General features: G+C 54.6%; 17 protein-coding genes and 2 pseudogenes. 6 read left to right on the top strand and 13 right to left on the bottom strand.

Going from position 1 to position 17,228, the window contains the following annotated elements:
- Nucleotides 1–108 precede the first annotated feature (108 nt).
- Genes CTATCC11996_RS20850 through CTATCC11996_RS20865 form a run of 4 tightly spaced genes read right to left on the bottom strand, consistent with a single transcriptional unit; the run spans nucleotide 109 to nucleotide 4,162 of the window.
- A complete protein-coding gene (locus CTATCC11996_RS20850; RefSeq protein ID WP_003080109.1) occupies nucleotides 109–1,236 on the bottom strand; it encodes a c-type cytochrome in 1,128 nt (375 codons plus the stop codon).
- A 43-nt stretch (nucleotides 1,237–1,279) separates the two neighbouring features.
- Complete coding sequence (locus CTATCC11996_RS20855) at nucleotides 1,280–2,086, bottom strand: ABC transporter ATP-binding protein (protein ID WP_003080111.1); 807 nt, start codon at nucleotides 2,084–2,086, stop codon at nucleotides 1,280–1,282.
- Nucleotides 2,080–3,123, bottom strand: coding sequence for an ABC transporter permease (locus CTATCC11996_RS20860; protein WP_034349873.1), 1,044 nt, complete (start codon nucleotides 3,121–3,123; stop codon nucleotides 2,080–2,082). Before CTATCC11996_RS20860 ends, CTATCC11996_RS20855 begins: the two co-directional genes overlap by 7 nt.
- 10 nt (nucleotides 3,124–3,133) lie before the next feature.
- Entirely contained in the window at nucleotides 3,134–4,162 is a 1,029-nt protein-coding gene (locus tag CTATCC11996_RS20865; RefSeq protein WP_042438597.1) for an ABC transporter substrate-binding protein, read from the bottom strand.
- 156 nt (nucleotides 4,163–4,318) lie between these two features.
- Between CTATCC11996_RS20865 and CTATCC11996_RS20870 the strand changes: the two genes are divergently transcribed.
- Together CTATCC11996_RS20870 and CTATCC11996_RS20875 are read left to right on the top strand one after the other, a co-directional pair.
- A complete protein-coding gene (locus CTATCC11996_RS20870) occupies nucleotides 4,319–4,942 on the top strand; it encodes a cysteine dioxygenase family protein (RefSeq protein ID WP_003080116.1) in 624 nt (207 codons plus the stop codon).
- Nucleotides 4,943–4,970: 28 nt separating this feature from the next.
- Entirely contained in the window at nucleotides 4,971–6,572 is a 1,602-nt protein-coding gene (locus CTATCC11996_RS20875; protein ID WP_003080118.1) for a rhodanese homology domain-containing protein, read from the top strand.
- Nucleotides 6,573–6,638: 66 nt separating this feature from the next.
- On the opposite strand, the gene CTATCC11996_RS20880 is transcribed toward CTATCC11996_RS20875, so the two are convergent.
- Together CTATCC11996_RS20880 and CTATCC11996_RS20885 are read right to left on the bottom strand one after the other, a co-directional pair.
- The gene (locus CTATCC11996_RS20880) at nucleotides 6,639–8,018 is read right to left on the bottom strand and encodes an LLM class flavin-dependent oxidoreductase (protein WP_003080119.1); all 1,380 of its coding nucleotides are present in this window, start codon (nucleotides 8,016–8,018) and stop codon (nucleotides 6,639–6,641) included.
- A gap of 15 nt (nucleotides 8,019–8,033) precedes the next feature.
- Nucleotides 8,034–8,993, bottom strand: coding sequence for an ABC transporter substrate-binding protein (locus CTATCC11996_RS20885; protein ID WP_003080121.1), 960 nt, complete (start codon nucleotides 8,991–8,993; stop codon nucleotides 8,034–8,036).
- A 1,117-nt stretch (nucleotides 8,994–10,110) separates the two neighbouring features.
- Between CTATCC11996_RS20885 and CTATCC11996_RS20890 the strand changes: the two genes are divergently transcribed.
- Together CTATCC11996_RS20890 and CTATCC11996_RS25250 are read left to right on the top strand one after the other, a co-directional pair.
- The gene (locus CTATCC11996_RS20890) at nucleotides 10,111–10,734 is read left to right on the top strand and encodes a glutathione S-transferase family protein (RefSeq protein WP_003080125.1); all 624 of its coding nucleotides are present in this window, start codon (nucleotides 10,111–10,113) and stop codon (nucleotides 10,732–10,734) included.
- Nucleotides 10,735–10,811: 77 nt separating this feature from the next.
- Nucleotides 10,812–11,516 (top strand): annotated as a pseudogene (locus CTATCC11996_RS25250) (IS30 family transposase); the annotation flags it as partial.
- Nucleotides 11,517–11,652: 136 nt separating this feature from the next.
- Here CTATCC11996_RS25250 and CTATCC11996_RS20900 read toward each other — a convergent pair.
- The 3 genes from CTATCC11996_RS20900 to CTATCC11996_RS25980 form a co-directional block, all read right to left on the bottom strand.
- The gene (locus tag CTATCC11996_RS20900; RefSeq protein ID WP_034349878.1) at nucleotides 11,653–11,985 is read right to left on the bottom strand and encodes a hypothetical protein; all 333 of its coding nucleotides are present in this window, start codon (nucleotides 11,983–11,985) and stop codon (nucleotides 11,653–11,655) included.
- Nucleotides 11,986–12,015: 30 nt separating this feature from the next.
- On the bottom strand, nucleotides 12,016–12,756 hold the full coding sequence (locus CTATCC11996_RS25975) for a hypothetical protein (protein WP_172590554.1): 741 nt from the start codon (nucleotides 12,754–12,756) through the stop codon (nucleotides 12,016–12,018).
- 76 nt (nucleotides 12,757–12,832) lie between these two features.
- The gene (locus tag CTATCC11996_RS25980) at nucleotides 12,833–13,456 is read right to left on the bottom strand and encodes a hypothetical protein (RefSeq protein WP_236597810.1); all 624 of its coding nucleotides are present in this window, start codon (nucleotides 13,454–13,456) and stop codon (nucleotides 12,833–12,835) included.
- Between CTATCC11996_RS25980 and CTATCC11996_RS26400 the strand changes: the two genes are divergently transcribed.
- Together CTATCC11996_RS26400 and CTATCC11996_RS20920 are read left to right on the top strand one after the other, a co-directional pair.
- Nucleotides 13,374–13,553, top strand: a complete 180-nt coding sequence (locus CTATCC11996_RS26400; protein ID WP_238532432.1) for a hypothetical protein — start codon at nucleotides 13,374–13,376, stop codon at nucleotides 13,551–13,553. The genes CTATCC11996_RS25980 and CTATCC11996_RS26400 overlap by 83 nt on opposite strands.
- Before the next feature lie 507 nt (nucleotides 13,554–14,060).
- Nucleotides 14,061–14,804 (top strand): LuxR C-terminal-related transcriptional regulator, encoded by a 744-nt coding sequence (locus tag CTATCC11996_RS20920; protein WP_042438064.1) that lies wholly within the window; start codon nucleotides 14,061–14,063, stop codon nucleotides 14,802–14,804.
- 190 nt (nucleotides 14,805–14,994) lie between these two features.
- Here the strand turns inward: CTATCC11996_RS20920 and CTATCC11996_RS26405 are convergent, their stop codons facing one another.
- The 4 genes and pseudogenes from CTATCC11996_RS26405 to CTATCC11996_RS20935 form a co-directional block, all read right to left on the bottom strand.
- The gene (locus tag CTATCC11996_RS26405) at nucleotides 14,995–15,282 is read right to left on the bottom strand and encodes a hypothetical protein (protein WP_236597809.1); all 288 of its coding nucleotides are present in this window, start codon (nucleotides 15,280–15,282) and stop codon (nucleotides 14,995–14,997) included.
- A 190-nt stretch (nucleotides 15,283–15,472) separates the two neighbouring features.
- A complete protein-coding gene (locus CTATCC11996_RS26410) occupies nucleotides 15,473–15,790 on the bottom strand; it encodes a helix-turn-helix transcriptional regulator (protein ID WP_238532433.1) in 318 nt (105 codons plus the stop codon).
- Between the two features lie 270 nt (nucleotides 15,791–16,060).
- A pseudogene (locus CTATCC11996_RS25255) lies at nucleotides 16,061–16,750 on the bottom strand (IS5 family transposase); the annotation flags it as partial.
- Nucleotides 16,751–16,828: 78 nt separating this feature from the next.
- Nucleotides 16,829–17,092: a MafI family immunity protein gene (locus CTATCC11996_RS20935; protein ID WP_003080145.1), complete on the bottom strand. Its 264-nt coding sequence runs from the start codon at nucleotides 17,090–17,092 to the stop codon at nucleotides 16,829–16,831.
- Between the last annotated feature and the right edge of the window lie 136 nt (nucleotides 17,093–17,228).

Genomic DNA, 17,228 nt, shown 5'->3' on the forward strand with positions numbered 1-17,228 from the left:
CTTGTTAGTTGATCATTGACCTCCACCATAGGTCGAACGCCTAAATCAACCAACGAAGAAAAACGAGTTTTCACATCCGTTTTTCGCATGTGAAATCTGAGAAACAACTCAGTGAGAGAAACCCGCAACCACCGTGCGCACAGGCTCGGCATCCATACGACGTATCAGAGCCTGCAAGCCGTCAACCTCGCGAGCAGGCTTGCTGATTTGGGGGGCATCCGCCGTGCGGCACACCAGATCATCTTCACTCCAGCCGGAACTACCAGGCCTGGATTGCGCGCGCAGCCAACCCTGTCTATCCACCAGAATCTGATACCCGCCCAACTGGCCATCCTCCGCCCCCAGCAAGACGCTCAAAGCGCGGCGCATCTCTGCACTATCGCTTGTGCAATCTATGCCTTGCGTCTCACCCACCGACACCGTCACCATCCGCGGGTCTTCTCTGACCCTGGTGTCCCCTGCAAAGACCAGGCGCACGGTCTGCCCACGCAAGGCATCCAAGCGTTGACTGCTTGGACCACGCCCTGCACACCTCACGGCCTCATCTGGCAAAGCCACAGGAAACTCCCAAACACCTTCACGCTTAAGAGACTGCCCCGCCGCTTGCGCACGAACAAAGCCCAAGACCTTCCAGATCTGCTCATCCGTCATTAACGCATCGGCAGCAGGCATGGTTGCGCCGCCATGCCTGTCTGTCATGCCATGGCGAACACTCCAGAACAGCTCACCCTCAAATCGTCGCCACAAGATGGATCGATTCAAAGTAGGTGGCCATATCGCTTGCTTCTCGGCATCTACTCCATCGCCGTCACCCAACGCGCCGTGGCAACGCAAGCAATGTGCTTGATAAAGCTGCCGCCCTTGCATCACTGCACTTGCTGTAAAAGGCACGGCGCTGGCGTGAAACGCGGTGGGGACGGTGGGCGTCAACAGCAAACGCCATATAGGCCATGGCGTGAACAGAGCGATCAAGATCGCCAGAGCCCCGAGCCCCAGCAGCCTGCGTGGCCTCTTTCGCCACCACAGGGCCACAGCCAAAATCAGCAGCAATGCAGCGATGGCCAGTGCAGCCCACACCACGCGCGCAGCCTGGCCGCGATCAAAAAGAAGCTGCTCTGCCGCCAATCTATGGCTAAAAGGCCAAGAGCTGACCCCCAATATTTCCAGGAAAGCTGCCAGGCCAAGTTGGGCCTGGTGCAAGACCCATAAAAGGGTCTTGACGCCATCATCCGTCATACCAACCTATTCAAGCTCTGCTCGCCATTACCAAATTCTCAAGTTACCAACTCGCATCCAGACCCAGCAGCTTGAGGGCTTCGTGACGCAGCTCCGTCAGTTTTGGATGGCTGCGGTGGCGCGGATATGGCAGATCGTTGTGCAACACGGCTTTGACCCGTGCAGGTCGATCTGAAAGCACCACGATGCGCTGCGCAAGGAATAGCGCCTCTTCCACATCATGGGTTACCAGAAGCGCAGAGAAGCCTTTGCGCTGCCACAGCTGCACAATTTCCGTCTGCATACCGAGTCGCGTCAAGGAGTCAAGCTTGCCCAGCGGTTCATCGAGTATCAACAACTCAGGATCATTGACCAAGGCCCGTGCCAAAGCCGCACGCTGCGCCATGCCGCCAGACAATTGATGCGGGAAGGCCTGCGCAAAATCTTGCAACCCCACCAAAGACAAAGCCTGATCAACACGTGCGGCATGGGTCTTCTGCAAACCTCTGGCCTGCAAACCCAGCAATACGTTGTCACGCACAGTGCGCCATGGGAACAGCGTGGGATCTTGAAACACCAACAAGCGCGAAGGAGCCGGATCTTCAATCTGCTGGCTGTTGTGACGTATCTCACCCGTCGTCGGCGTATCCAGGCCAGCCACCAAACGCAGCAGGCTCGATTTGCCGCAGCCGCTAGGGCCCAAGAGGGCCACAAACTCGCCAGGAGCAATATCTAAAGAAAAATCATCCAGCACCTGCAAGCGCTTGTCGCCGTCACCAAACCAGTGGTTAACAGCCTCAATTTGCACATGCGCGCCCGCTTGCACCGTGGATGCTTCGGCCTGCGTGACTTCTGCAACTCGCCCTACCATTTCACCACTCCTTTTTGCCAGCGCAGCACACGGTCACGAACCAAAAATAGCAAGCTAATCAGGCCCGAGAACAGCAGTGCCATCACAATCAGCGCCCCATACATGTTGGGATAGGCTGCCCAGCCCTGCGCCCAGGTCAGATACCAACCCAAGCCCGACTTCACTCCAAGCATCTCGGCTGCAACCAAGGTGGAGAACGCTGCGCCCAAACCCATGAACAGGCCCACAAACACCTGAGGCAAGGCAGCAGGTACAGCCACACGCAAGATCAAAAACCACTGCGATGCCCCCATGGTTCGTGCCACGTCATAAAAATTCTTGTTCACGCTGGCGATGCCAGACCATGTCAGCACAGCCACAGGGAAACCTGTTCCCAAAGCGATCAAAAACACCGCAGTGGACCAACTGGATGGAAAGAAGAAAAACGAGACGGGAAGCAAAGCCGTGGTGGGGATGGGTCCCAGAACCCGCAGCACCGGATGAATCCAGTAGCTGGCCTGACGCGACCAACCAATCCATACCCCAACCAGAAAGCCCGTCCACGCACCGCACACAATTCCTGCGGACAACAGCACCAAAGAGTTGCCGGTGCTGTCCAGCAGTTTGGCTGCGTCCGTTGTAAAAACTTCGATCAGGCTTTGAGGCGGTGCAAAAAATGGCGTTGGCAAGCTGGCCAATTTGGCGGTCACAATTTCCCACACTGTCAAACCTGCGCCCAACGCCACCAACCAAGGCCCCAGTGCCTTAACCCGCTTTGTGACGGGAATACCAATCAAAGGGGTCATCGCTTGCAGTAACGCAACCAGCGCCACAACTGCAGCAGCACATCCAAACTCAGTGGTGTAGGCCCAATCGCTAAAGCCGACCTCTGCGTTGGACCAGAGCAAGGTCACTGCAGATAGAACTCCCCAGGACACCGCAGCCGACAATCCAACCAACCACAAAGCCTGGATCGATCTACGTGTCTGGGGCACTGACAACGGAGACTTAACCTCGATAGAGTGCTCCAGCGTTGCAGAAATATTCACCGCACTCATAGCCTTCTCCTCAGGTCAGTACATCCACGTGAACATGGGTCGCAAAGCGAGCGGGATCCGTTGTGGACTTCAGCACCCCAACGGTTTTGAAATCACGTGCGTAGAACTCAATTTCTTGGCGCAAAGCCTGGCCCTGCGGATGATGCTTGTGCGTCAATGTAGCCAGCACCGCACGCAAGTCAGCCTCAGACACCTTCGAATAGGCGCTGTAGATACGAGCCGTTTCCGCAGGGTAATTGGCCACAAAATCAGATGCTTCGTTGATTGCTCTGACCAAAGAAGCGACCACCGGTTTTTCGTTTCGCACCAGCTTGCCCGTCACCCCCACCACGCAGCAAGTCTTGGTCGCATATTCACCGCTCAAATTGGTCGCCAGTTCCACCAGGCCCTTGGTGCGACGCTCAATGATGGCGAGATTCGGGTCGCCGTCAGCAATTGCGTGGGCTTCACCTTTTTCCACCGCCACACCCAGCATGTCGCCGGGGAACTGCCGCCAGTTCACGTCCTTTTCAGGATCCAAACCAGCCTTGAGAAGCAGAATCGAGAAGAAATTCTTACCGGGACTATTCAGGTCCGAAACAGCAATCGTCTTGCCCTTGAGCGCTTTGAGCGTGGTGACACCCGCAGGTTGAAAGCCCACCAAGCGCACGCAGCCGCCATGGCTACTGCCGACCAGCTTGACATCAAAGCCGGACTCCAAAGGCTTGAGCCAGCGATGAATCATGCCCAGGCCGCCATCGGCCTTGCCTGTGGCAATGGATTCCAACAGCTGATCGGTAGATCCGCTGAAGTTAATCAGCTCAACATTCAGACCATGTTTTTCAAAAATACCGCGTTCTATGGCCACCGGTGCTGGCGAAAGACAAACCGCACCCATATTCCAGGCCAGTTTGAGCTTACGCGCGGGTGGAGCAGCCAGAACCTGGTTTGCCCCCAAACCCACCAAGCCCAAAGCGCCCGCTGCAGACGCTGTACGCAAAAATGCACGACGCCCCAAGCCATTACCCTCGCCCAGCTGTGCTGGATCCAATGCCGCCATGACCAATCCCTTTATGTTGCCAAGCCTGCATTGAACCCAAGAGACCCCTGGTACACCAACGAAGAAAAACAAAGATCCTTATGCGAAAGTATTCGGCCAGCAGAGCCACGCTTCTGCTGCAATCGGCTCAGACTTCACTTTTGGTAAACGAAAGCCATGACGACAAGCCACAACCCTGCAAGACTGCGCCGCTTTCTCGCGCAACTCACCCAGCTAGTCAACGAAGCTCCTGAAGAAGCCTTGTTGCTGGAGCGAGGCAAGGTGCTGCTGCACCACCTAGTTCAGCACGATGACTGGCTACCAGATGCCTATGCCCAGCCATCACCAGAGCGTTACCAGCAGTACCTGCTGTATGCAGATCCACTTGAGCGCTTTTCCGTGGTGAGCTTTGTCTGGGGACCCGGTCAAAAAACGCCGGTGCACAACCATACGGTATGGGGTTTGATTGGCTTGCTGCGCGGCGGGGAAAAGTCCCAAGGCTTTGCGCAAAACACTGAAAAGCAATGGCATCCTCAGGGTGCCGCCCATGTGCTTTCACTGGGCGACGTGGAAGCCGTCTCTCCCACCATCGGTGATGTGCACCAGGTCAGCAATCTCTTTGAAGACCAAACCTCCATCAGCATCCATGTCTATGGAGCCAACATCGGCGCAGTCCACCGTTCTGTCTTCACAGAAGACGGCAAGGAAAAAGCCTTTATCTCAGGCTACAGCAACACCGCGCTGCCCAACATCTGGGACAGATCGCGCGAAACCGAATTGCACGCTGCCACCTCTCATTGATTTCACTGACTTTTCTCTCTCGCGCGCCATGACTCAACCTATTTCCTACACCACGACCGCTCAAGTCCGCGAAGCTTTGCTTGCCAAGCATGAAATTGCCTTGCTTGATGTGCGCGAAGAAGATCCGTTTGCGCAAGGCCACCCGCTGTTTGCCGCCAACCTTCCACTGGGCCGACTAGAGTTGGATGCACGCTGGCGCATTCCCCGCCCCAATACCCAGATCGTGGTCTATGACAACGGTGAAGGGCTTGCTGAAATTGCTGCACAACGTCTGCAAGCCCAAGGCTTTACCCAGGTCAGTCTGCTACAAGGCGGCTTGCAAGGTTGGCGCGATGCAGGCGGCGAAATCTTTATCGACGTCAACGTCCCCAGCAAGTCTTTTGGCGAACTGGTGGAGTCCGAACGTCACACACCCTCTTTGCCCGCCCCCGAAGTCAAGGCCTTGCTGGATCAAAAAGCCGATGTCGTGGTGCTCGATGCTCGCCGCTATGACGAGTACCAAACCATGAACATCCCCGGCAGCAGCAGCGTGCCAGGTGCTGAACTGGTCTTGCGCGCCCGTGAACTGGCTCCCAACCCGGCAACACGCATCATCGTGAACTGCGCGGGCCGCACACGCAGCATTATTGGCACCCAGTCGCTCGTCAACGCAGGTCTGCCCAATCCTGTTTCCGCTTTGCGCAATGGCACGATTGGCTGGACGCTAGCAGGCCAGACCCTGGAGCATGGTGCCGATCGCCGTGCTCCAGCCACAGTCTCTGCTGAGCACAAAGCTGCTGCTGCCAAACAAGCCCGCGACGTGGCAGACAAAGCCGGCGTACAACGCGCTGTGCCCAGCGATATTGCCAACTGGCGAAAAGAAGTGGATCGCACCACTTATCTGCTCGATGTCAGAACCCCCGAGGAATTCACGGCAGGCCATCTCTCTGGCTTTCGCAGCGCACCCGGTGGTCAACTGGTGCAAGAAACCGATGTCTCTGCACCGGTACGTGGCGCTCGCATCGTGCTGGCTGACGATGATGGCGTACGTGCCAATATGACAGCCTCCTGGCTGGCCCAGATGGGCTGGAATGTGTATGTGCTTGACGGTCTGACCAGTGCTGACTTTTCAGACAGCAGCCCGGTGGCACAAAACCTGCCTGCGCCCACAGCGCCCGTGACCTGGATCAAGCCCCAAGCATTGGCTGATGCAATTGCCCAAGCACCTAAAGACAGCATTGCCGTGGTGGACCTGACCACCAGCGCCAACCATGTGCGCCGCCATATCCCCGGTGCCTGGTTTGCGCTGCGAACCGACCTCCAACAAGCACTGAGCCGCATTCCCAAGGCCGATCGCTATGTGCTGACCTGCGGCAGCAGCTTGTTGGCCAAATACGCGGTGCAAGAGTTTGCCGAGGCCACCGGCGCAACCGTTGAGGTACTGGAGGGAGGCAACCAGGCTTGGGCCGATACAGGCCTGCCCGTTGAAACCGGTGAGCAACGCCTTGCCAGCCCCCGCGTCGATCGCTATCGCCGCCCCTATGAAGGCACAGACAACGCCCATGAAGCCATGCAGGCCTATTTGGACTGGGAGTTTGGTCTAGTGGAGCAACTGGGCCGCGATGGTACCCATGGTTTCAAAGTGATCTGAACGGTCTCACGTTCGCCCACAAAAAAGGCAGCTCGCAAGCTGCCTTTTTTAATTTATACCGAACACTCAAACCACTGCTGTTTCTGGCTGACTCTGCGTTGTTTGAGTCTCTTTCGCCTCTTGAGCCAAGCGCTTGAGCGTATTGCGGTTCACGGGCACATCCAGCCCCAGGTTGCCGCGGAAGGTATCAGCCTCATAAGCTTCGCGCCAAATGCCGCGCTGCTTGAGCAAAGGCACAACCAGCTCAACAAAGTCTTTCAGCGATGTATTAGGCAAAGCTTCAAAGAAGTTAAAGCCGTCTGCGCCTTCGTTGTTGAACCAGCGCTCAATTTCATTGGCCACATGCTCCGCCGTGCCGACAAACACCGTCTTTGGCGTAGCGAACCACTGCGCCACCTCACGCAAAGTCCAGTCATTTTCACGCGCAATCTTTTTGATGTGATCGCTAGCGGCCTGCTGGCTGTTGCGTCCGATGTCGCCCAAATCAGGGAAGGGTTCATCCAGCGGATAGACCGAGAAGTCATGGTCATTGAAAGGCCGGGCCAAAGCAGCCAAGGCATTCTCAATAGGCACGAGGCTCGCTGCAATGCGGTACTTCTCTTGCGCCTCTTCCTCAGTGCGTCCTACGATGGGGCGAATGCCAGGCAAGAGCAGCACCTTGTTCGGGTCACGCCCAAACTTTGCCACCTTGGCTTTTACGTCGCGGTAATAGGCTTGGGCTTGCTCCAGCGAATCGGCGTGAAAAAAGATCGCATCTGAGCGTGAGGCTGCAAAATTTTTACCGTCTTCAGAGGCTCCGGCCTGAAAAATCACCGGCTGGCCTTGCCGTGAACGTGCAATATTGAGCGGCCCTTCCACCGAGAAAAATTCACCCTTGTGATCCAAACGGTGTAGCTTCTTCTTGTCGAAGAATTGGCCCGTGGCCTTGTTTCGCACCAGTGCATCGTCTTCCCATGAGTCCCACAGACCTTGCACAACATCCAGATGTTCGCCCGCCAGGCGGTAGCGCACATCATGAGCATAGTGCTCGTTGCGGCTGTAGTTGCGCGCACTTCCATCCAGCCAAGAAGTCACCACATTCCAGCCCGTACGGCCACCGCTGATATGGTCTAGCGAAGCCAATTGGCGCGCCACCGTAAACGGCTCGCTATAGCTGGCTGTAATGGTGGCAACCAAACCGATATGAGAGGTGGCCCCCGCCAGTGCAGAAAGAATCGTCAGCGGCTCAAAGCGGTTGAGATAGTGCGGACTGGAGCGCTCAGTGATATGCACGCTATCGGCCACAAACAGAAATTCGAAACCCGCTTTTTCTGCCAGCTGTGCCTGCTCTCGATAGAAGCCGAAATTCACGCTGCCATCGGTCAGCGCCGCCTCATGGCGCCAGTCTCCCCAACCCGCCCCCACGCCATGCAGCACAAAACCTGCCTTAAGTTGTCGTTTGCTCATCTTGCTTCCCCTCCTTCAGGCTGCACCGCCTAAATATCGATTGAATGTCTTGTCCCACAGCGGCCGCACATCGGCCGAACCTTCCAGCACCCCCATGGACTGAAAAGCTTCGGCTACACGCTGGTGACTTAAAACGGCTTTGTCACTTACCGCCTGAACACTGCTGTTCTGGCTGCGGTTGTTATAGATTTCGACCAAGTCACCCACCGGCACGCGCGTTTGTGCGGACTGGGCCTTGGCGTAGTCCAGAAAGTTGGCATTGCTCCAGACATAGGCTTTTTGCAGGCGCTGCAGCAAATCAGCGAGGGCCGCTTGGCGTTGCACGTCTTGCACCGCCTTTGGATTGGCATAAATCAGAAAATTGCCCGACAGATAACCCACCGCCGTTTTGAGAATGCGTGCACCATGACGTGTGCGGGCCAGTTGGCCGTTGTAGCCATAGATGGCCCAGGCATCGATATCCCCGCGCGCAAAAGCCGACAGTCCATCTGCGGGCGAGAGATTGACGGGCTTGATATCGTCAAAACTCAGCCCAGCTTCCTTGAGCTGTTGATACAGATACAGATGCGAGGTGGTGCCGCGCACATAGCCCACGCGCTTGCCACGCAGATCTGCCACCTTGTAAATGGCCGAGTCTTTTTGCGCCAGCGTGGCCTGGTTGTTCAAGTCTTCGTGATAGACCGCAACCACTTTGACCGAGGCCTTGGCCTTGGCGGCAAACACAGCTGGTATCTCGCTGCCAGAGCCAAAATCCAGCGCATCGGCGTTGATGCTTTCAATGTGCTGCACACCAGAGTTGAACTCTTTCCAGTCAATCTGATACGGCGTTTGCGCCAGGCCTGCGGCCTCCAGCAAAGTTTTGTGGCCACCTTTATAGGTAGCCGCACGCAAAGTCACACCACGCAAATTGCTTTGTGCATTGCCGATGGATGGCAAAGCCGCAGCCAGCGATAAGACTCCAGCACTTTGCAGCATGCGCCTTCTTGAGAGCGAGAGCGAGTAAGGGGAATATGGTTCCATAAGGCAGTTCACGATGGGGAATCGGCGCTGCCTGAAGTTCCAGGCCAGCGAAATCGTGTCCTGACTCTAGAAGCTGTTTCGTGGTGCGTTAAGGAAGAAAAACAGATATGGATATACCCTGTGCAATACCTGCTTAGCATGTGGCCTCTTGAAAGAACACCCTCCTCAACAACTTTGAGGTGTTAGGCAGGGCCACATTAAAGGCCCTGATGCAATAACGGCTGTGGGCCATTCAGCAGTCATTGGCATTTCTGAGTCGCACGGCTGCAACCAGCTGAAGCCGACTTCTGACTCCCAGGTCGGCTTTGCAGCGATTGCTGCTGCTCGTAGTCGCAACGCTTCCTAACGGCCACCGTCCCATACCGGCCATTCGAGCATCGACGCAGGTGACTGTCCAACGACATGTTTCAGGGGAACTGCGGACAGTGACCATCAAGTGCTGGCCGATGGTTGCTGGATGTCCGCTGTCACGTCGTGCGAACAGGAGCTTGCGACCCAAAGCGGAATATCAAGACTGATGAGTTTCGACGTTAAAAGTGTGCTTGAGGAGGCCCTCGCTACTTTGTTGCCTGGCGAAGAATGGCTGTACTTCGATGCCGTAGTCTTTGTGAAAAATGTTTGTTCTGAGATATTCGAGTGAGAGCTTGAAGAATGTCGGCATCCACAGCGGCCCCTTGCTCTAACCACTCAACAGCTAGGTTTGCCCAGTAGTCGGAGCCTTCGTAGTTCAACCCTGCCATGACTACTTGAGCGACCGATGCATTGCCTGAGTACGCAGCTAACGGATGTTCTAGATGCAGGAGTAGGAGACGTGTATCCATGTGTCGATTGTGACCTGTCCCCGGTTACAGATGCGAATTGAATGACTGTCTGCGCCTCCGATCAACAGCTTCGGGTAGAACAGCGACTGCAAGAATCTGCCAGAAGCCATCGCCCAGATTTAACCCAAAGCCTAAGTGCTGCTTAAATGCGGCGAGACGTGGATGGGTTTCTAACAGGCCGGCTCGCTTTGTACGATCAATGTCCGCATAGACTCACCTGAAAGCGTCACTCGACAGAAGAAAGGCATGAAATGTTGCGCGTGTTGGGCAAGGCATCGTCAATCAATGTACGCAAGGTACTCTGGGCCTGTGCCGAAATGAACATACCTTTTGAGCGAGAGGATTGGGGGTCAGGCTTCAAGTCGACACATACGGTTGAATTCATGGCGCTCAATCCCAATGCCATGGTGCCGGTCATCCAGGATGGCGATTTTGTTTTGTGGGAGTCGAACACCATCATTCGCTATCTGGCCAACCGCTATAGCGGCGCTGAGATTTACCCGCTCCAGGCGCTGGCGAGGGCGCGAGTTGACCAATGGATGGACTGGCAGGCGACAGATCTCAACAAGTCCTGGAGCTATGCCTTCATGTCATTGGTTAGGCGCTCTCCCGAGCACCAGGACAGCCATGCGCTGGCAACCGGCTGCCGGGAATGGTCGAAGCATATGGGGATCCTGGATCGGCAACTGGATTCGACCGGTGCCTACGTCTGCGGTGAGGCGTTCTCTCTTGCGGACATACCTGTTGGCCTGTCAGTAAACAGGTGGTTTGAAACACCGCTGGCGCACCCGGACTATCCGGCGGTACGGGACTATTACGAGCGCTTAAGCCGTAGGCCAAGTTATCGTCTGTATGGCAGAAATGGAATGCCCTGAGAGGGCGGCCATCAGCGGCGGATTCAACCGCTCGATGCAACACACTAACCACCGCGCAAGCGGCAGGAGTGCTGCAAATGAAGCAGCGACCCAGAATCTACTATTCGGACAGCCAGAAGGCGCTGATGTGGGAGCGATGGAAGCAAGGCTGGACGTTGCATGAGATCGGCAAGCTCTTTGATCGCGCTCACTCTTCGATCCATCGAATCCTGGGCGAGACAGGTGGAATCCGTCCCGCCCAACGAGCACGGGCCGCAACCGCATTGACGCTGGCCCAGCGAGAAAATATCTCACGAGCCATCGTGGGGGCGTCGATTCGGGCCATCGCTGAACGACTGGGACGAGCACCATCGACAATCTGCCGGGAGATGAAGCGCAATGGTGGGCACCACAGCTACCGGGCGAACCAGGCAGATGCAGCTGCGTGGGGCCGAGCGAGGCGCCCCAAGTGCTGCAAACTCGTTGCGAACCGCGCATTGGCCCAAACAGCTTTGCCTGGGCATTGGGAAGGCGACCTGGTCTTTGGCAGTGGCAACAGCCAGATCGCGACCTTGGTCGAGCGTCAAACGCGCTACGTGATGTTGATAAAGCTTGATGGCAAAGACACGCAGACAGTCGTCAACGCGCTCATCAAGCATGCTCGCAAACTGCCGCAGGAACTCTACAAATCGCTAACCTGGGACAGGGGCGCCGAGATGGATGCCCATAAGCAATTCACCTTGGCCACGGACATCCAAGTCTACTTTTGCGACCCACAAAGCCCATGGCAGCGGGGAAGTAATATGAGCCGCTTCAGTGGTGAGTGGCCGCATATTTGCAGAGAAAAAATCAACAAGGGCGGGTTGAAGCCCGCCCTTGTTAGGTGAGTTGCGGTCAACACCAGTGAAGTGCTGCCCTCCTGTTATGCCTTTGATTAGCCTATTCGCTGGTAGGCACGAAAAACAGGTACTCACCTGGCCCCATCTGCGGGGTAATCACATAGCCTTCGCACTGCCCGCCCTTGCATTTCACAGGGATAGCGCGGGGCCATATCGTTGCAGCAGTCGGATAGCCAGGCAGGTACTGCGGCACATGCCAGACGCCATAGTCACCAACCGGCTCTGCTTGCTGCGAGCCTGCTGCACCTTGCTCGCCGCTTCCGAAGATCTGGCGCTGAATGCTCAACGGCTCGTTGATGGCCCTGGAGTCGGGTGCAGCCAAAGACGAAGCGCAGCATAGTGCAATCGCTAAAAGAGCTAGAGTCTTGCCCATAGCGGCCTCCTAGATTAGGAATCACGCCCACTAATTGTCGTACAGCTGTGCTGTACGTGGATCTTCCATCACAGATGTTACAAGCGAGGGGCGAATGACTTCAGGTGCCAAACTCGACTGAGCCTCTGAGGGGGACGCAGCAGGAGTTGGGCTACCTTGTGCCGAAGCATCCGGCCCGTAGTTGTTGCGGCGCTCATCAGCGGTCATGGATTGCGGGCATTTCGAACCCGTGATCTCCAGTGCCACGCGAGCGGCAGGATCCATGCAGTCCATAGCCAGCGAGGCTGCCTTCATGCCCTTGTTCCAGAGCTCGCGGCTCATTTTCAGGCGTTTGCAATGCTCGTCCGTCCAGGTTGTACCGAAGCTCACGCCAAAGCCTGGGCCGTTGGCACTGCCGCTGCTGCTGCCCATGCAGGTGTCATTGCTGGTCGTGAGGTTGGGGCCGTTCACGCTGGGAACGTTCTTCATGGTGTAAGTACCTGTGTACTCCACAATGTTCTTGGACGTCCCGGACACTGTGTTGTTCAGGTTCTGGGTCGTTGTTCCGCTCGTTGTGATGTTTTGATCGGACGTTGAAGTGGATCTGCTGTCCATCGTGGCGACAGATCGACTCTCCGCCGGAGCGGCAACTGGATTGACAATGGTGACCGACTGATTCTGTTGTGCCCCCACGGATGAGGAGTTAGAGGAGCTTTGCGCGCTGCTGTCGGCACTTTGCGCATAACTGCACAAAGGAACGCAAAGACTTAACAGAGCTATTGAGAATTTCATGCTTTGCTCCTATGTTGCCCGAGCCCGGCCAGGCAGCCAGACCCGGGACACACACAACTATCTTGGGACAGCGGCCTTAGTTGGCATTGGCAGTAGAGCCTGCACCAGCAAGACCGGAGGTGCCACCACCATTGGAGAAGTAGCCGGCGTTACCCCAGGAACCCGCATTCTGGTGGACGGTACCCACAGAGCCTGCGTTCGATGTGGTGTTGGTCAACGAGCCCCAAGGTGAGGAAACGGCTCCCGATGTGGCGTTGTAGCCAGAGGTGGTGCCAGCATTGTTGTTGACGTAAGCCAAGCCGCCGCCAGGGCCGGCGCCAGTTGCAGCAACATTCGCTGTCTGAGAAGAGGCGCCGCCGAAGGCAGTGCCGCTGACGGGTCCTGCGTTATAGCCGGCAGCAGCAGCCGAGCCCGCATTGGCATTGGTTGCTGCACCACCACCAGCAACTGCGTTGCCCGAGGTTGCCGAAAGGCTCTTCACGTTACCGAAGGTAGTTGCGCTACCACCGACAGTTGCTCCACCGGCGCCGAAAGGTCCAATAGCGAAGCCGCCACCAGCAGCATTGGCATTGGAAGTCGCACCGGAAGTGGCGCTATTTGAACTCAGCGCAGCACCGTTGCCCGAGCTGGCAGCACCCGACACCGTGCCAGAAGATGCGCTCGACGTCGTGTTTGTGGCTGCAATGCTTGAGCTGCTCACGGCAGCAGAGGCAACACCAGTCAACGCAATAACCGCCATGGCAATCAGAGACTTTTTCATGATCATTCCTTTGAATAGCGAGTTTTCAGACAAGTGAAAGAGAGAGTGTGTGTGAGCAAAAGACCATTTGCAGACCTGCAAAAGGCCCCTGTTAACCGTCGTCAAGTTTTGGAGTGCTTAGTTACTTTCCAAAACAGGCATTCGGTAGTGGCAGTTTCAGAAAATGTTAAGAAAACAGTAATACCCTATTCAAAGATATTTTTTTGCAAATTTAAAATGATAAAAAGATGACTCATTTCTTGTGGATTGAGGATGATGCGCTATTGAATAAATAGCACCCTTGGAAAAATTCCTACAATGATAAAAAATGTAATCTTTATTACAGATTATTTTTAAGACAATTATTTCAAAAACAAAGGGTTTTTATCTAGATTTATTTCCAGGATGGTTAATACCTTGTATTTGAGTATTAATATGTAAGAAATTAAACTCAATTTTTCTTTATTTGTTTTCTATGGATTTTCAGTAAAACAAATTTTATTTTCTGCGTGACTTCCAACCAATCGATCTGCTGGGGTGTCACATGTATCTAACCGACGCATCTATGAGTTCACGGTCTGACGTCGGCAGAACTGAAGGCGCATCTATCGCTTTCGGTGGCATGTGGCCGTCCGACATGAAAGGTCAGCAGAGCCAACCTGTGCGAGTCTTTCTGGTCGACGAAGACAGACACATCAGGAACGTGATCTCGCAGGAGCTCATGCGTGACCCGCGCACTCTTCTGGTAGGGCAGGCGTCCAGCTACAAGGAGGCTCGTAAGAGCATCTTTTCGCAAGAGTTCGATGTACTCCTCATTGACCTGTCTACTGGCGAAGGTCAAGGAGCTGAGCTGCTGGAGTCGATCCAGCTAAAAAGACCTGAGGTGCTATGCATCGCAATTTCTGCAAGTGAAAACGATGATGCCGCCATGGATGCTCTTAAGAGAGGCGCTGTTGGATATCTGGTAAAGAATTCATGGTTTGGAAGCTATTTGCAGGCTGTGCTGGAAGTCGCCAATGGAGGGGCTGCGATTTCGCCCCGAGTGGCGAAGAAAATCATTCCCAAAATATTCAAGGCATCTATGCAGGGGGAAAACATCTCCACTCATAAAAAATTTGAGTCGCTGACTGAAAGAGAGATAGATATATTGAAATTGATAGCTCAAGGGAAAAGCACTCAAGAGGTTGCGTCCCACCTGGAAATCAGCCCATTGACTGTGGCAACACATGTAAAAAATATTTATGGAAAAATGCAGGTCAGAACCAGAGCACAAGCTGTCAGATATGCGATGCTGACAGGAATCATTTAAAATCTCTTGTTTGCCTGAATTTCAATTTCGAGATAAATGGAATTTTTTTACAGATATTCTTTGATTGAGTATTTTTGATAAGAGAATTTATTCGTAAGGTTGAAGACGATTTTTACCTGACTGCTTTCAATTAGGCAACCCCTATTTGGTAATGTTCAAAAGCCTTCGCAACTTGGGTATGGGCAAGGCTTTAGGCGGTAGAGACCATAGTGCCTGGATACCACTCCGCAACCATCATTGCTGCTTGTTCATGAGCCAATTGCCAGTGCTCCTTTGAGGTGCTGCCAAAGTGGTCCGGCAATTCAATGTGCCGATCCGCAGCCCGGATAGCAAACCAGAGCCCGCTACTCCAACCATCGTTAAGCGGTGGCTTATGAAGTGCCGGCGATGTAATCACGATCACCCTCTTACCAGCCGCCCGGGCGTAGCCAATCTCAACCAGAGTGTCATAGGCTTTCAGATCTTCGAGATAGGCCACAACTACATCAGCCCGTGAAATGCCTTGGAGCGCTCCACGGTATGCCGCGTTCTGAGCTATATCAGGCGAGCACGAAGTCACTCCATGCGTGTGCCCGTGGTCGCTGCCTCTGGCCTTCCAGGGACCAGAGTACATGAACCTCGTGCGCGTCCCGTGAAAGACCATTTCTCGCGGTGGCGCGATCAGTACTTCAGCTTCCTGAGCTTTCCGTTTCTAAATCACCGAGGGCAGTGGATTTGGAAACATCGAAGATTCGCCAGCAAGAAAAATCCCCGCTTGGCTTCTCGTCGTCTACAGGCTCGCCCATCCTGCCCGCCATGTAGACGAGGGGGAGTGCAAGATTGACTTGGCGATTTGCATTTCTAGCCTGTAGCCAGTTTTCGATGTCCACCTCGAACCAGCCAATGCTTCTATTGCTCATCGGCGTTGGGTGAGGAAACTTGTCCTGCCGCAAGAGCTTGTAGAGCATCGATTTTGATAGCGCTGTCCGAATCAACACCTCATCCATAGGGATGACATGTTTAGTGGCAAGTGACGCGCTCTCCCTAGACATATGGCCTCTTGAACTCGGGTGTTAGGTGCCTGCACCATAGTTAATCTATGCAATAAATATTGATTCTTAATAGTTGGAACCAATGTAGGAGGAACTCTAGCACGTAAGTAGAGTAAGAACGATTTGCATTCATAAAAATGCTTGCTGATCACGTCCTCACCCCGTGGGCGCTGTTTCATATATCAGCCCCAGGTCAGATTTCCCCAACCCCAGATGTGACGAAGTCACAGCCACCGTCTGCGGGCAGCCCAGTTCAGTAAACCGATTGAGGATGGCGGCTCGAATGTGCAGTTAGCTGACCTGCCGCTCGAACGTGCGTGACATTACTCGTTCACCCTGCCACTTGACGCAGTTCATCTTGGTCTCAACCAGGCTGCTCCGGTGGTATCCACTCCAGCTTTTCCAGAGCTTGCGACCGAGACGCCGGCATGCGGCGATAGCCGCGTTGCGGTGTGCCAAGGCATCGCTTTTTGCACACCCTGTCACTCTTTCTCGGGGGAATGATGGGCGCAGCATGACTGCCGCATGCACAGGCTGCGTGCCATAAGCCCCGGCGCCTGTCACTGTCAGCAGGGGCACCTCGGCAGGAACTGGCCCCAGCAACTGCGGCAACACTGCGGCGCCCGTGACATTGTTAGAAGTAAAGCAGATAGCTCGTACCTGCAGTGTTTACGCATCAATACCGATGTACAACTTGCGCCATTGACGCCGACGTTCTGCGCCATGCTTTTTGCACTTCCATTCGCCCTCCCCCAGGAACGTGGTCCCTGTGGAGTCAAGCAGCAAGTTCAGCTCGCCCGAGCTGGGTCTATATGCCACTTGCAAATCCAGGCTGCGTTGTCTGAGGCGCAGCGTGCTGAAGTCGGGAACTGTCCACGGCAGCCCAGACAAGGCCAGCAGCGGATGCACAAAACCTGCTCTGCAGAGAGTTCAGCACCAGGGCGCAAGCTATGTTCTTTGGCGAAGGTCACCCCGTTTTTAAACTTCTACACACTAGTGATTTGTCATAAGAGTCTGGAGATACGTGAGTCGAGCATCATTGATATCTAGATCCAACAACACCCCTAGGCGAGTTATCTCTTGATACTCGAATGTGCTCAGGACTACGCCATGATCACCGAGAAAATCACACAACATCTCCAGCGCTAGTGTGCTTTCTCCATGGTCTACATATTCCTTTATGGCATCGATATGAAATTTATCCAGTTTCCGAAAAAACGCATTTGCTAGTTGGCGCAGCTCTTCTTCTTGAGTCATTTTCGATTACTTCTTTGTTGTAGAGGATTACGCGGACGGCTCATGCAACAAGACTAATGCTTGCTGCACATCGATTTATACAATGACGTCCTTTTAAGCAAGAACGCGTTTGTAGATGTATCCCGCACTAAAAATG

Origin of the sequence: Comamonas testosteroni ATCC 11996 (genome assembly GCF_000241525.1) — a bacterium.
GTDB classification, from domain to species: Bacteria; Pseudomonadota; Gammaproteobacteria; order Burkholderiales; family Burkholderiaceae_C; genus Comamonas; species Comamonas testosteroni.